Below are 14274 nucleotides of genomic sequence, written 5' to 3' on the forward strand. Positions count from 1 at the left end.
ATTCGTGAATTTCCTCCTGTGTCCATTCTCGGACACGAAACTCACACAAACACTGGACTTCTACACGGGGACCCAACCAGCCGGATTCGCACCACAGAAAATTCGGGGCCAATATCTTACAAATATCTATGAGTCCGGCGACGCGTTTTTCAAACTAACATTGTCGCAGCGTGACAAAGATGCACTCAAGGCAGTCGTCCGCAACGCACCGCTGCCTGAGACGGACTCCCGCGTGGTGCCCAACTTCAACTACTTCGTACAGCGACTGGGCGACGCAAGTGTCAATCTAGTCGACGTGTGCCGAGGCCTGGACAAGCTAGTCGTCGTCGACGTGAAGCTCACACGAGGCGCGGATGATCCGCAACTCGTCTTCGAGTCAATGAACGCGACCGGCAAGAAGCTGTCGCAGGCGGATCTCATCCGAAACTTTGTGCTCATGGATCTGGTGCCTGCGCGCCAGGACCGTATCTACGAGGACTACTGGTTCCCAATGGAACAAAAGTTCCAAGGCGCCAACGAGCCGCGTTTCGACGAGTTCGTACGTCACTATCTGACTGTGAAGACCAGCCTAATCCCGAGGCTGGACGAGATCTATGACGCGTTTAAGGCCTACGCGTCTGCGCAGGATGCACAAGGGATGACGCGAGACGATCTCGTTGTTGACCTCAGCCGTCATGCGTCCTGGTTTGCCGCTATGGCCCTCGGTGCGGAGCGAGTCCAGCAGCTCGCCAAGCGCTTCACCGAAATCGATCTGCTGGCAACAGTCGCGTATCCCTTCCAGCTGCGTCTTTACGCCGACTACGTTTCCGGCGTCCTGTCGGTCACCGACTTTGTTGCGATTCTGGATGCCGTAATTTCCTACTTGTTCCGGCGTGCGGTGTGCCGTATCCCTACCAACAGCCTCAACAAGACGTTCGCATCGCTGGCAGCGGCAATCGAACCGAGTCGCTACGTCGAAAGTGTCTGTGGCCGTTTGCTCACGCTCCCGGATTACCGTCGCTTTCCGACAGACGAAGAGTTCGAAGAAGCGCTCAAGACCACGGATATGTATCGCATAAAGCGACGTGGGTACTTCTTCAGGAAGATGGAGAATATCGGACGCAAAGAAGAGGTCTCGACGGCAGAATATACGATCGAACACATCATGCCGCAAAACGCGAATCTTGCGTGGCAGGCCGCACTTGGCGATGACTGGGAGGCCGATCACGACCGCTACCTCCACACTCTGGGCAACCTGACGCTCACCGGATACAACCCGGAATACTCCGATCGTCCGTTCAGCGCGAAGCGCGACATGGAGGGCGGTTTCAAGGATAGCCCCTTGCGCGTAAACAAGGGTCTTGGGCAACTCGATCAATGGACAGCGGTGGAGATCGCGAATCGAGCAAACTTGCTCGCACGGCAGGCTTTGGAGATCTGGGCGCGTCCAGAGGTCAAGGACTCCGACTTGTCGGAGTACCGCGAGAAACTGGTTGACGCGAAGCGCTTTGACTGGTCTCAAACCCACGCAATCCTCGGCGCCATTCCTGCGGGTCGCTGGACGAGTTACTACAATCTCGCCGAGGCTGTCGGGACCGGGGCGCAGGCAATCGCCAACCACCTAGCGCGGTGCCCCGAATGCGAGAACGCCTACCGAGTACTGACCTGGGATGGTCGGGTGTCCGAGGATTTTCACTGGCACGACCAGGACGACACGCGGAACCCGGTGGAAATACTCCGCACCGAAGGCGTCCGCATCACCGACGGTCGCGCAGATCCCGAGCAACAGCTGACTGTGGATGACCTGCTCGCCATGGGCGGGGAGGAATTGCTGTGAGCCGTGTCGATGAACTGATCGCGAAGCATTGCCCCCTTGGGGTAGACACGAAGCTACTCGGCGACGTCGCGCAGCTGGTGCGTGGCAATGGCATGCCAAAGACGGTACTCACGGATGGGGGCATTGGGGCGATCCACTACGGACAGATCTACACACGTTATGGCGTTTCGACTGATTCTACGTTTTCGTTCGTAGCGCCTGAAACAGCTTCAAAGCTGACGCGCGCCGACCCTGGCGACGTGATCATTACCAACACAAGCGAAAATCTTGAAGACGTCGGCAAGGCAGTTGCGTGGTTGGGAGAGAATCCAATCGTCACAGGTGGCCACGCCACTGTCATCAAGTCGGCCATGGATCCTAAGTTCCTTTCATACTGGTTCAGGACCCCATCATTCTTTGCCCAGAAAAAGGTGTTGGCCACGGGCACGAAGGTTATTGACGTGTCTGCGAGGCAGCTGGCAAAGGTCAGGGTTCCGGTCCCGCCTATTCAGGTGCAGCGGGAGATTGTGCGGATCCTGGACCAATTCACCCAGTTGGAAGCGGAGCTGGAAGCGGAGCTGGAAGCCCGTCGCCGCCAATATGAACACTACCGATCGGCTTTCTTCCATGAGACGGAATCGGCGGAGGTGGAGTGGTCGACCCTAGGAAAGATCTCCTCGCGGGTGTCTTCAGGGGCAACTCCTAAGGCAGGTGCAGCGGAATACTACGACGGTGGCACGATTCCCTGGCTGCGAACCGGTGAAGTGACGTTCGGTGAAATCTGGGACACGAAGATGAAGATCACGGATCGAGCACTAAAAGAGACCGGCGCATCATGGATCAAAGAGAACTGTGTCATCGTCGCGATTTCAGGAGCTACGGCCGGGCGATCAGCGATAAATAAGATTCCCCTGACCACTAATCAGCACTGCTGCAACCTGCAGATTGATGAGTCACGCGCGGACTACAGGTACGTATTCTTCTGGGTGAGTTCAATGTACGAGGAGCTCAAGGCTTTCGGTCGCGGAGCGCGCGCCGATCTGAACGCCAAGCTGATAAAAGACTTTCCGATCCCAATTCCTGCCCTTGATGAGCAACGCAGGATCGTTGAGTTGCTCGACCGCTTTGATGCTCTCGTAAACGACCTAAATATCGGGCTTCCTGCTGAGATTGCAGCTCGTCGAAAGCAGTACGAGTTCTACCGTGACCGGTTGTTGTCGTTCGAGGAGGTTGACGCGTGATCGAAGCAACTCCGCGGATGTATGACCCGATCGCGGTCTCGAATGAGAGCACTGTTGTTGCCGAGTATGTGGCGGACCAGGCTGCTGAAGCAGCGTATCAGTCCGAGGCTGATCTCGAGCGTGAGCTGATCCGGCTTCTCCAGTCCCAGGCGTATGAGTACCTGCCGGTCACGTCTGAGGCCCAGCTGATGGCGAACCTGCGCGCCCGGTTGGAGTCGCTGAACACCATCACGTTCTCCGACGCGGAATGGCAGCAGTTCTTCACTGAGCGTGTGGCTGGCACGAATGACGGCATCATCGAGAAGACGGTGCGCATCCAAGAAGACCATGTTCAGCTGCTCAAGCGTGATGACGGCTCGGTCAAGAACATCCTGTTGCTGGACAAGCAGAACATCCACAACAATCAGCTCCAGGTCATCAACCAGTACGAAACTCCCACGGGTAACGGTGGGGGGAATTACGCGAACCGGTACGATGTGACGGTCCTGGTCAACGGGCTACCGATGGTGCACATTGAGCTCAAGCGCCGGGGCGTGGATATCCGCGAGGCGTTCAACCAGATCGACCGCTACCAGCGCGATAGCTTCTGGGCAGGGTCCGGCCTCTTTGAGTACGTGCAGTTGTTCGTGATCTCCAACGGGACCTTGACGAAGTACTACTCCAACACCACACGCCGCCAGCACATCAGCGAAGCTACCGGATCCAAACGGGTCCGCAAGACCTCAAACTCCTTTGAGTTCACCTCCTGGTGGGCGGATGCACAGAACAAGCCGATCACCGACCTGGCAGCCTTCGCGAAGACGTTCTTCGCCAAGCACGCACTGCTGAACATCTTGACCAGGTACTGTGTGCTGACTGCGGACAAGATGCTGCTCGTCATGCGCCCATACCAGATCGTTGGCACCGAGCGGATCCTGCAAAAGATCGAGATCTCCACCAATTACAAGCAGCTTGGCACCATCGGTGCCGGCGGGTACGTATGGCACACCACCGGCTCCGGTAAGACACTGACCAGCTTCAAGGCAGCCCAACTGGCCTCGAAGCTACCCTCGGTGGACAAAGTGCTATTCGTGGTGGACCGCAAAGACCTGGACTACCAGACCATGCGCGAATACGACCGGTTCGAAAAGGGCGCCGCGAACTCCAACACATCCACCGCGGTGCTGAAGAAGCAGCTGGAGAATCCGGGCGCGCGGATCATCATCACCACGATCCAGAAACTGTCCACGTTCATCAGTGCCAATAAGGGCCATTCGATCTATGACGGTCATGTGGTGCTGATTTTTGATGAGTGCCACCGCTCCCAATTCGGGGACATGCACACCGCGATCACCAAGGCCTTCAAGCGGTACAACTTGTTTGGTTTCACCGGGACACCGATCTTTGCGGCCAATTCAGGCAGCGGTGGGAACCCGCAGTTGAAGACGACAGAGCAGGCGTTCGGCGAGAAGCTGCACACGTACACGATAGTGGATGCGATCACGGATAGGAACGTCCTCCCGTTCCGGATTGACTACGTGAACACGGTCAAGGTCGGGACGGTGGTGGACAAGCAGGTCTCGTCGATAGACACCGAGACGGCGCTCCTGGCACCGGAACGCGTCAGCAAGATCGTCGCCTACACGCGGGAACACTTCGACCAGAAGACCAAACGCGCAGAGGGCTACACGCTTGGTGAGAAACGAGTGCGCGGGTTCAACGCCCTGTTCGCCACTGCTTCGATACCGGCCGCGCGGAGGTACTACCAGGAGTTCCAGACCCAGCAGAAAAATCTGGTATCCGACAAACGGCTCAAGATCGGACTGATCTACTCCTACGGTGCCAACGACGCCGTGGAAGACGGCGCCCTGGACGAAGAAGGCTTCGACACCGATGCGCTGAGCGCGGACGCCCGGTCTTTCCTGGAAGCCGCCATCCAGGACTACAACACGACGTTCGGCACCAGCTACGACACGACGGCTGACAAATTCCAGAACTACTACAAAGACCTGTCCCTGAAGCTCAAGCAGCGTGAGATCGACCTGGTCATCGTGGTCAACATGTTCCTCACCGGCTTTGATGCGACGACCTTGAACACCCTTTTCGTGGACAAGAACCTGCGTGCACACGGACTGATCCAGGCCTATTCGCGGACCAACCGCATCCTGAACTCCGTGAAGACCTATGGCAATATCGTCTCCTTCCGTGATCTGGAAGAGCAGACGAACGATGCCATCGCCCTTTTCGGCAACAAGGACGCCCGTGGCGTGGTGCTGCTCAAGCCCTACGGCGAGTACTACAAGGACTATGCCGAGAAGGTCACCGAGCTACTGGCTGGCTATCCGTTGGGAACGCCCATTATCGGGGAGTCAGCCCAGAAAGAGTTCATTGGTCTGTTTGGTGCTGTGCTGCGCCTCCAGAACATCCTGACATCCTTTGATGACTTCACCGGTAACGAGATCCTTACGGAGCGGCAGGGGCAGGACTACCGCAGCGTGTATCTGGACCTGTACGCGGATTTCCGCAAAGAAAAGAAGGCCGACAAGGAACAGATCAACGACGACATTGTTTTTGAGATCGAGCTGATCAAACAGGTCGAAATCAATGTCGACTACATCCTCATGCTTGTCCAGAAGTACCGGGCCGAACGCGGCGACGGTGACGACAAGGAAATCCGGGCGGAGATCAGCCGCGCCGTGGATGCCAGCCCGACGCTGCGGAATAAGAAAGACCTCATCGAAGACTTCGTTGACTCACTCTCTGTCGACGGAGAGGTCGATCAGGAATGGCGGGCCTTCATCACCGCCAAGCGGGAAGCCGAGCTGGATACCATCATCGAGGATGAGAACCTGCGACCGGAAGAGACCCGTGCCTTCGTGGAGACAGCCTTCCGTGACGGCCAGATATCAATCACCGGCACGGGGATCACCAAGGTTCTGCCGCCAGTTTCACGTTTCTCCGCCGCCGGCGGACACTCCGAGAAAAAACAGAACGTCATCACCAAACTCGGTGCCTTCTTCGAACGGTTCTTCGGCCTCAGCTCGACAGAAAGCTAATCGTGCACACCAGGGCAGCAACGGTCATTTCCGCGGCGGACAGTCCGGCAAGCTGGCTTCTAGTCTCGTAAGCCTTGTGCTCACCCTCGGGTACCCCTATCGCACAACACCTCATTCTCATAAACTCAGGGCAACCGCTGGTTGGTGAGACATCTCGATCGTCATCAATACGAGACATACAAGGTGAGACAGGATTCGGTTCGGATCTAAGATCATTCACTACCGGCTCAGAATGTCCCAGCAATCGATCGTTAGATGGATGGACCTTATAGGCGGCGGCGATCAATCGCGTTATGCCTTGCGCTCACTCAGGGCGGCAGCTTTGTCGGGCTTCAAATCAGGTGTACGTAAAGACGCGTTTGATCCAAACCGCAATTTACCTGCTACCTGGCGACTTGTGAGATAGAAATGAAGATGGGAGCGGCCCGAAGGCGGCTCCCATCTGTTGGCTATCAGGACTGCAACGTCCTAAAAACGAGCGTAGCGCATGTCGGCGACAAGTCAAAGATCATCTTCCAGTGTTATCTCAGCGCGTCTACTTGAGCTAGCGGATGAACGTACCAGCTGGAACAGGTCACTCTGGCAATTGGGAACAATTGTCGGTCTGAAAGAGGTACTTGAGTGCATCGAGGGCGTCTCGAACAAGCAGATGACCAAGGACATCGTGGCGTACGTTGCCCCGTCGATGATCCGACAGGTCGCTCGAGATGAGGGCGTAGGCACAAAAGCAGTACGAGATGCAGTTCTGGAACTATTGGCCGATCTGAAAACCTATGCCACGACCAGCGACTATATTCAGAAAACGGATTTGCTCCGACAATACTGCGGTCGCATCGAGGAAGATTACCTCGACAACTGGCACGCTTACATCAGCCTAGGAAACATCCCAGAGCAAAGCTACGAACTGGTTGCCAGGGCTCTTCTGAGTCACATGCTCGACGCCGGCTTTGACCGTTCCCACCTCCACGGATGGCTAAAAAGCCGAACCGTCAGCGGAGCGGACCTACTTGCGTTGGTGAGCGATGCACGCACCATGGAGGATCAGGGCGTCAAAACCTTTGACTTCCTCATCCCGTTCGAGAAAATGTCCCAAAAAGTCTCTGATGCTCTCGGAGACCACTACGTCACGCCAGAAAACTACGTGACGTTAGCAAGCCAGGTGCCACAACGACTCGTAAAGAGTATCCGTAAGCCAGCTGGCGCTGCCCGTGTTCAGGTTCAAGCCAAAGATCCCCACGCTGCATCGCGAATGGCGCACTCTTGGGCACAAAGATTGAAAGCCCGCATTTCGGTCGGACTAGAAATCACCGATCTACGCACAGGGGACTACTGCTATGACGAGACCGGGCACAAGCTGCGGAGATTGCGTCCAGAGATGCCTGAGGTTCGCGTACCGTCCCTTCAACGGAACTCGATTCTCATCCCGGATATCACCAACACGTCTCAAAGCACCGCGAAAATTGACGACGCACTCGAACTTCTAGCCTCTCTAGAACAATCCAGCGCGGGTGCCTCAATTGCAACGACGTGGGCTGCCGTTGAGTCACTACTGGGACAGCCGGGGGGTAAGAACGTTGAGGCGGCAGATCGCCTTGCCGACATAGTCACTTGCGCATTCCCAAGTGCCGAGTTCTCCCACCTGGCGCAGGCTAAGCTCGCAGACCACGAGACTGGCTCAGACCTGCAGGACTTACGAAATGAGAAAGCGACGAGTGCAGTGCGGTCCGATGCCTTGTTAGCCCTGATCAAATCAGGCCGCCGAATCGAATACGCGGAAGCAGATGATGATGCAAGTTTCATTCGTGCACACGCTCTTGCGCACGAACCGAAGGAAGTAATGGGGCGGATTCGTGGTTACTACACGGACGCCTTCCGTAGGCTCTACTACCAGCGTAACTTGGTGATGCACGCCGGTCGCTTTGATTCTGTGTCGCTCTCGTCTACTGTCCGTACGCTGCCTATCTTGACTGCCGCAGGAGTAGATCGAATCATTCGGGCTCACTTCGCCAACGGGGGGATTGACGCTATCGGATTGGCTGCTCGAGCGAAGATCGAGCTGAACTTGTTGGGCTCCGACGGTGCACGACCTATACACCGTCTAATTTGATGGGGATCGAACGGTCGTCGAGATCGGTTCGTTGTAAGTCAAGTTGAAAGCGTTGGGACGTGTATGACACCAGCTCCCGTGGATCCGTGCAGAGCAACAGCCGATTCAGTGGAAGCGGAACCAATACCGCGAGGATCAGCGGGGCCGCCCGCGCTCTATCGGAACCTAGTGATGCCAGCCCCTAAGATTGTCTCAGGACGAATTCTCGAGAGGCCCCTATCTCATGCAATCTTCAATTCGGCTGACACCGGAAGTTGAAGCGCGGCTGGGCCAACTCGCCGCAAGCACAGGACGCACGAAGGCCCAACTCCTACGTGAACTGGTTGAGGCGAACTTGGACCGGCTCGAGTCGGAATATCGGGTGGCGCAAAAGGCCACAGACGTTCGCGCAGGCCATCGCGACACCGTGACCAGTATTGACGTTCGGCGTGAACTCGGTTTCGACGGATAAGAACATCCGGAGGGACTCAGCCAGCGATGAATGTACCAAGTAGTTGGCCAGACCCTGCGGATCACTGCTAGTCACTGACCCAAAGGAGAAAACTCCAATTCAGAGAGTAGCTTCACCCTCAGCGAGGTCGCGCGCCCAAGCTCTTGATCGAGGTCCATTTTCAGTCGGGCTGCGAGAATGTCGTATCGCAGGGCCGACAGCACTTGCCCCCGCCTCTCCGCGTCGGAACTATTGAGAGGAGTCTCTGCCGATTCAGGGGTCGATTCGGGCTTGTCTTTTGCGTTTCCGTTGAGCGGTGATGGCTTCGGCGCCTCTGAGAGGATATTTAGCCGACGGGCCTCGCCAATGAGTTGGTCGATGGCGTCATCCTGCATGCCGGTACATGCTCCCTTCCAGACCGCATCCAACATAGACTTTTCCCTGAAATCTGCTTCCTTACTCTTCGCCAAAGCGCTAAGGAGTATGAGGCCGTAGATGTTCTTCATCTCGTTTTCAGAGACTGTGGCCTCCAGCGCCCACTGAGTACGGGTCCACCATTCAGAGCTGGCGGCAAGATCCCTCTTTCGCTCCGGTATGGGGCTCACTTCTGTCATTGATCCCGCCACGGACTCTTTGCAATGCCTGCGAGAAATCCAGCCAGTGATGAGGATTGCAGCAACCGCTAGAAGTACCGCCCAAATGCTGACAGCTATCCATGGAACCCACGGTTCAGAATCTGCTGAGGCCGGGCCTTGCTGGGCGACTGCATTTAGCAGGGTATGGTCCGCCATTCGATTGTTCATTGTGTTACCGCCTTCGTGTCCGTTCCGCTTGTCATGACCGGGTGGCGTCGTCAATGACCTCGGTTATTTCTCGGAGTACTTCCGGATCCAATCCGGCCAGTGCTCTGGTGGCGAAATCACGAATCTCGGCGAGTCTGTTGATCCGCGCCTGTGGAAGCATCACTTCCACTTCCGGGGGAAGCGGTGCGTCCTCCCGGAGCAGGTACTCCGGGTCCACGTCGAACACGGCGGCGATGCCCTGCAAGCAGGCATCGGGAACAACCTTGGTCTGACCCTTCCTCAGTCTCAACCATTTGACTTGCGTGAGCATGTAGCCGGCCGCCCTGGTGCCGTCCGCGACCGCGTGGAAATTGTAGGGTCGCCCCGATTCGTCCAGTCTGGTGGCGAGAAGCAGATTGATCTTGTGCGCAAGGATTTGATCTCGCCGGATTGGCTCCTGTACTCGGATGCCGTTCTTGCGGCCAGCCGAGTGGGATGTTGCAATCGTGCGATTCGCATCCACGGCCGTCTGAAGCTCTCGCGACCCGCTGCGGAAATTGTCTAGGTCGATGGAGTCAACCTGAGCTTCGATAAGGTGCGCGAGATAGTCGGCGCCGTTACCGCTAAGAGTCCCAAGAATCTGCGCCAGCTTGACGGCCCGTTCCATATTGATGCTCACGGTAGTTTTTTGGTGCTGTGCCTCGGGTGTGGAGTGGCCATCATCGGGGCTTTCGTGTCCTGTCATGCGGCCAGTAAACACTTTTCCCTGGTCAACGGCAGCCTCGCCTACGCACCCCGAGAGCAGCGCTACTTAAGAGCTGAATCTTTTTGCTCGTAAACAAACACATTTCGTCAAATAGGGTTCTCAGACATATGGCGACACATTAGCTAGACGGTCCCGAGGCCTGTTGGTCCGCCATGTTCTGGCTGGTTCCAGAACCCCCGCTCGCGATGTTGCGCACACGCTTGTGCAAGGGCCTGGCTCACCGCTGTGACATCCGGGTCACCCTATCGTTTTCCAATCACAATGGGGTGCTGCAGATGATCCTGGGTGCCAAAGAAGTTGTCACCTCTCGTGGTCTGGATTGCCGTGTTGGCGATCCATGTCGGCTACCTGGTTGGAGAGTCTCGCAGCGTCGATCTTCCTTTGCATCTCCAGGCTCCGGTCCTTCCACTGCTCATAGCCGGGGCCGCTGTAGCGGCCAAGGGCGTCGCTGTCACGGCGTTGGTGAGTGGCAAACGAACGACGCTGAAAGTCATCAAACTTTTCCATCAGGGTGGACCCGTCCTTGAACTTCACGCTCCTGAAAAATGCTCCAAGCAAGCGCGGCTGGGCTTCCATGATGTCCCGGCGGAAGTCGTCATAGACCGGTGGGACAGGAGGTGGGGTGACATCGAGCTGCTGCTGGATCTGCTCGTGGAGGACCATCATGGCTCTCTCACGATCACGGTGAGCCTGTTCAGCCGACTGGGCTTGTCGTTTCGCAGCCTGTGCAGCGGTGCGCTCATCGGCGACTTCTTGTTGAGCTTCTGCACGCGCCTGGATGATCGCATCCTGTTTCGTCTTGCGCCGAAGACGGGGCAAGTCTTCAAGCTCTGCATCGAGTTCCTTCCGTCGGGCTCGGACTTCGCGTCGTTCTTCCCACAGTTTCTCAGTGTCGCGCTTAGCGACGGCAAGAGTGGCTCTCGTCTTGTCAGCCGTCTGGGCGTACTCTGCACTGGAGGTCCGTTCGGTTGACCTGTCTGTGGCTGTGCGCTGAGGCTCGTACCCGACTGCCTCAAGTGCGTCACACAGCTCTTTGCGCTGCTTGATGAAATGCCCTGGTCCCTTGAAGAAGTCTTTCTGGGAGAGCCTGCCGTCGCGGGTGACCGGGACGATGGACAGCTGCAGGTGCGGGCTGGTTTCGTCCAGGTCAAGGGATCCGCCGACGATGTTCTGCTGCCCGAATTCTTGGCAGGCCCAGTCGAGCTGGGTCTGCACGAATTGGCGTGCCTCGTCGTTGAGCCCGTCGGTTCGCCAGTCGGGACAATGTTCTTCGAACCACTTCGGATCGAGCTGAAGCATGACTCCACGCATGACAACAGCGTCCTTACGCAGCGGCTTCTTCACCTGTGCAAGCCGGGTTGACCGGTAGTCCGCGAACTCGGCGCTCGGCGGCCGATCCTTTCCCTTCGAGTCCTTCGTCATCACAGGCAGCCGAAATCCACCGTTGCCGTCGTTGACGAAGGATTCATTCATCGCCAAGCGGACCGGATCAATGTTCGGATTCCGGTGCCCGAAATCGAACCCCGCCGCGACGTCCGGAGCCCTTCCAAGGTGACGATCACGATTCACCGCATGCGAACCGCTAGCCTTGACCTTCGCCTCCGGAGAAGCATCGTAAGTCACCGTCCAACTCACGACGACCACCTCCGCAAAGCTCCGGTGAAACCTCCGGTGGCGCTCCCGCGGGGAATCCTGTTCTGAAGTCCGCTGCTCCTCCGTTCATGGGACCCTGCACCCATAAACGGAGCCTCTGCACCGGACTTCAGAACAGGAAGTGTTGCCCCATACACCTTTACGCTTCGCTCCAAGGTTCCCAGGGCCCTCCGGGGGCCGCTGCGCGGTGCCTCCTCAGCGCCAGGCGCCTCGACCAACCAACCCGTCAGCGCTCCACCGGAGCCCCGTCGGATTGGTGTGTTTCGGTCATCGAGGGCGCTCATGCCGCGGCCCCTGCGACCAGTGCCAGCGGCACGTCCCGGCTATGTTCAGCAAGCCCGCCCAGCAGCGCATCGACGGCACCCTCTGCGGCGTGTTCCGCAGAGTATGCCGGTCCGTATGTCAGCGCCGCGGACGGGGCAGTCCGGTGATAAATGTTCCCCTGGACGCCTTCTGTATGTTGGTCGGCCTCCAGCGTGCAGCTATGCCAATCGTAGGGCTCGATCTTCCCGATGTGATGCACGCGATAGCGCAGGATGTCGTCCTCGCGGAACACCTTGACGACCGAGGCCAGCCGACGGATGAACTGGTCCAAGGCCTCATCAACACTGCCCTTCTGGCGGGCATAGAAGAAGAACTCCACTGGCTCGATAGTCGCGGTGATCACGATCAGCCTCGGGGCAACTTCTCCCTTGTTCTTGTACCGCGCCCTCGCCGGGGACGCGTTGTACGGATCGAGAAGGAGCAACCAGTCGTTCGCGTCCATCGCAGAGGCGCGCAAATCGTCCAGCAGCAACACCTCTTCACCGCGCCAATCGTCCAAGGGATTCGAGGTCGCAGCGCGATAGACCTGCCACCTCTCCCCATGCGCTTCGGCAGCGTCGATTGCTGCTGAGATGAACTCTTTAGCGAACAGGGTCTTGCCCACTCCTGCCACTCCGTAAATGAACACAACCTGGGTGGAGAATTCACCCGCGCGTAGCTTCGCCGCCGCACGGTATGCGCGGCGCTGGCCATAGGCCGACAGCGCATCGTCGATCTCCCGTGTGTGCCAAGAGTAGATATCGAACAGATCATCGGTAAGCATGATCTGATCACGGGTGATCTCGCCCTGGAGCACCCGCTCACGCATGTCCTCAAAGTTCTCGGCCACGCGCTTCTTCTTCACGTGGGCGCGGCCCTTCAGCCACGTTTCACGGCGCTGGGCGTCGACGCCCAGGTAATCGGGTCCGCACACCGTCACGACCTCCGTGGGCGAGTACTGGTGCTTGTCGGGGTACTTCGCGTGCGTCAGGTAAGAGAGCATGTTGTCGTAGGCGTACCGCCCGCGGCCGGGCTTCTCGACGTACTGCGATTCGATGCCAATCAGACCGGCAAGCTGGGGTATCGGTGCGCTAGCAGCGCGGCTGACGAACTTGATCACCATGTGGATGTGCTCAGGCTTCAGTTCGACCACGAGCGCCTTCTGCGCGTCACTCCAGACTTCGCGCTCGTCCTTGTCGTGGATAATTCCGCAGGCTTCAGCGACCTCGCGGCCGTCTGCTTCGAGCCTCCGGATGACGTAAGCAATAATCGGCCCCGCGCCCTGGCGCAGCAGCGCGGTACCGTTTGCGTCGTTTACCGCCCAGGACCAGTACACCGGATCGAGGTACTGCGTAATGGCGATACTGGTGGGGTTGTTCTCCTCCCTAGCCACGGCTACCACCACACAGAGCCTGTGTGACCTTGCCGTGAAAAGGAAAGGCGCCGCTAAATGACCCCTTATTGAACCCCAAATGAGACCCCAAAGGACCCCGCGAATTCATGCGGTGCACCAAGAACGAAATGCCTGATAAACCAGGCATTTCGTTGCAGGATGCGGCAATCGACAAGCCCTTGCCGCACCCGTTAAGCGAATTGAAGGTTTCGTAAATCTTTAGAGTGATGGCGACCATTAGCACACCTCCTCAGAGGTGCTCGCGTACTCTTGGCTGAGCAGCCAGGTATCGACGGCCTCCGGGCGGTAGCGAACACTTCGTCCCACGCGAATGAATTTGGGGCCACGGCCGGTGATGCGCCACTCGCTCAGGCTGCGCTCGGTCGTGCCAAGGCGCTTGGCCAGAGTGACGGGGGCGACGAGTGAGTCCAGAAGCGGAGTGCTAATGGCGGTCGTGCCGAGCGGCGTGCAGGCACAACCATTGATAAGGCGCTCCGACAAGCTTCTGGGAGCGATGAGGTTGTCAAACAGCGCGGTGCTGACAGGGGTGGTCACGGTCATGCAAGTACTCCTCTTGATGAGGAGTGCTTCCGGAGGATCAGCGCCCACCGTTGCGCCCGTTACAACCCGATTAGGGTTGTGGCTCAGGCATATCTCTGAGCCAAGCTAGCCATCATTGTGACAACACGGGTCTGCCCAGGGTTTGGTTGTCACCTGACCTGTGAGGATTTGTTCTCACTGGAAGGATGTCAATTATGGCAAAGGCATA

At 57.6% G+C, this 14274-nt stretch carries 10 protein-coding genes; 5 read left to right on the forward strand and 5 right to left on the reverse strand.

Translation table 11 applies throughout. The annotated features are described in order from the left end of the window. From ABD059_RS05645 to relB, 5 genes are all read left to right on the forward strand, one after another. Window positions 1–1816 (forward strand): GmrSD restriction endonuclease domain-containing protein (locus ABD059_RS05645; protein ID WP_343878389.1); only part of this gene is annotated, 1816 nt, incomplete at its 5' end. Continuing rightward, window positions 1813–3036: a restriction endonuclease subunit S gene (locus ABD059_RS05650; RefSeq protein WP_343878390.1), complete on the forward strand. Its 1224-nt coding sequence runs from the start codon at window positions 1813–1815 to the stop codon at window positions 3034–3036. The genes ABD059_RS05645 and ABD059_RS05650, both read left to right, overlap by 4 nt. After that, window positions 3033–6071, forward strand: coding sequence for a type I restriction endonuclease subunit R (locus ABD059_RS05655; protein ID WP_343878391.1), 3039 nt, complete (start codon window positions 3033–3035; stop codon window positions 6069–6071). Before ABD059_RS05650 ends, ABD059_RS05655 begins: the two co-directional genes overlap by 4 nt. Before the next feature lie 586 nt (window positions 6072–6657). Next, complete coding sequence (locus ABD059_RS05660; RefSeq protein WP_343878392.1) at window positions 6658–8178, forward strand: hypothetical protein; 1521 nt, start codon at window positions 6658–6660, stop codon at window positions 8176–8178. A gap of 223 nt (window positions 8179–8401) precedes the next feature. Then, on the forward strand, window positions 8402–8629 hold the full coding sequence (gene relB / locus ABD059_RS05665; protein WP_343878393.1) for a type II toxin-antitoxin system RelB family antitoxin: 228 nt from the start codon (window positions 8402–8404) through the stop codon (window positions 8627–8629). Window positions 8630–8700: 71 nt separating this feature from the next. Here relB and ABD059_RS05670 read toward each other — a convergent pair whose 3' ends face one another. From ABD059_RS05670 to ABD059_RS05690, 5 genes are all read right to left on the reverse strand, one after another. Further along, window positions 8701–9222 (reverse strand): hypothetical protein, encoded by a 522-nt coding sequence (locus tag ABD059_RS05670; RefSeq protein ID WP_343878394.1) that lies wholly within the window; start codon window positions 9220–9222, stop codon window positions 8701–8703. A 220-nt stretch (window positions 9223–9442) separates the two neighbouring features. After that, the gene (locus tag ABD059_RS05675) at window positions 9443–10150 is read right to left on the reverse strand and encodes a hypothetical protein (RefSeq protein ID WP_343878395.1); all 708 of its coding nucleotides are present in this window, start codon (window positions 10148–10150) and stop codon (window positions 9443–9445) included. 306 nt (window positions 10151–10456) lie between these two features. Further along, window positions 10457–11629, reverse strand: coding sequence for a plasmid recombination protein (locus ABD059_RS05680; RefSeq protein ID WP_343878396.1), 1173 nt, complete (start codon window positions 11627–11629; stop codon window positions 10457–10459). Window positions 11630–12089: 460 nt separating this feature from the next. Then, on the reverse strand, window positions 12090–13514 hold the full coding sequence (locus ABD059_RS05685; RefSeq protein ID WP_343878397.1) for a Rep family protein: 1425 nt from the start codon (window positions 13512–13514) through the stop codon (window positions 12090–12092). 228 nt (window positions 13515–13742) lie between these two features. Further along, window positions 13743–14066, reverse strand: coding sequence for a helix-turn-helix transcriptional regulator (locus ABD059_RS05690; RefSeq protein WP_343878398.1), 324 nt, complete (start codon window positions 14064–14066; stop codon window positions 13743–13745). Window positions 14067–14274 lie beyond the last annotated feature (208 nt).

This window comes from Arthrobacter flavus (assembly GCF_039526005.1).
GTDB classification, from domain to species: Bacteria; Actinomycetota; Actinomycetes; order Actinomycetales; family Micrococcaceae; genus Arthrobacter_D; species Arthrobacter_D flavus.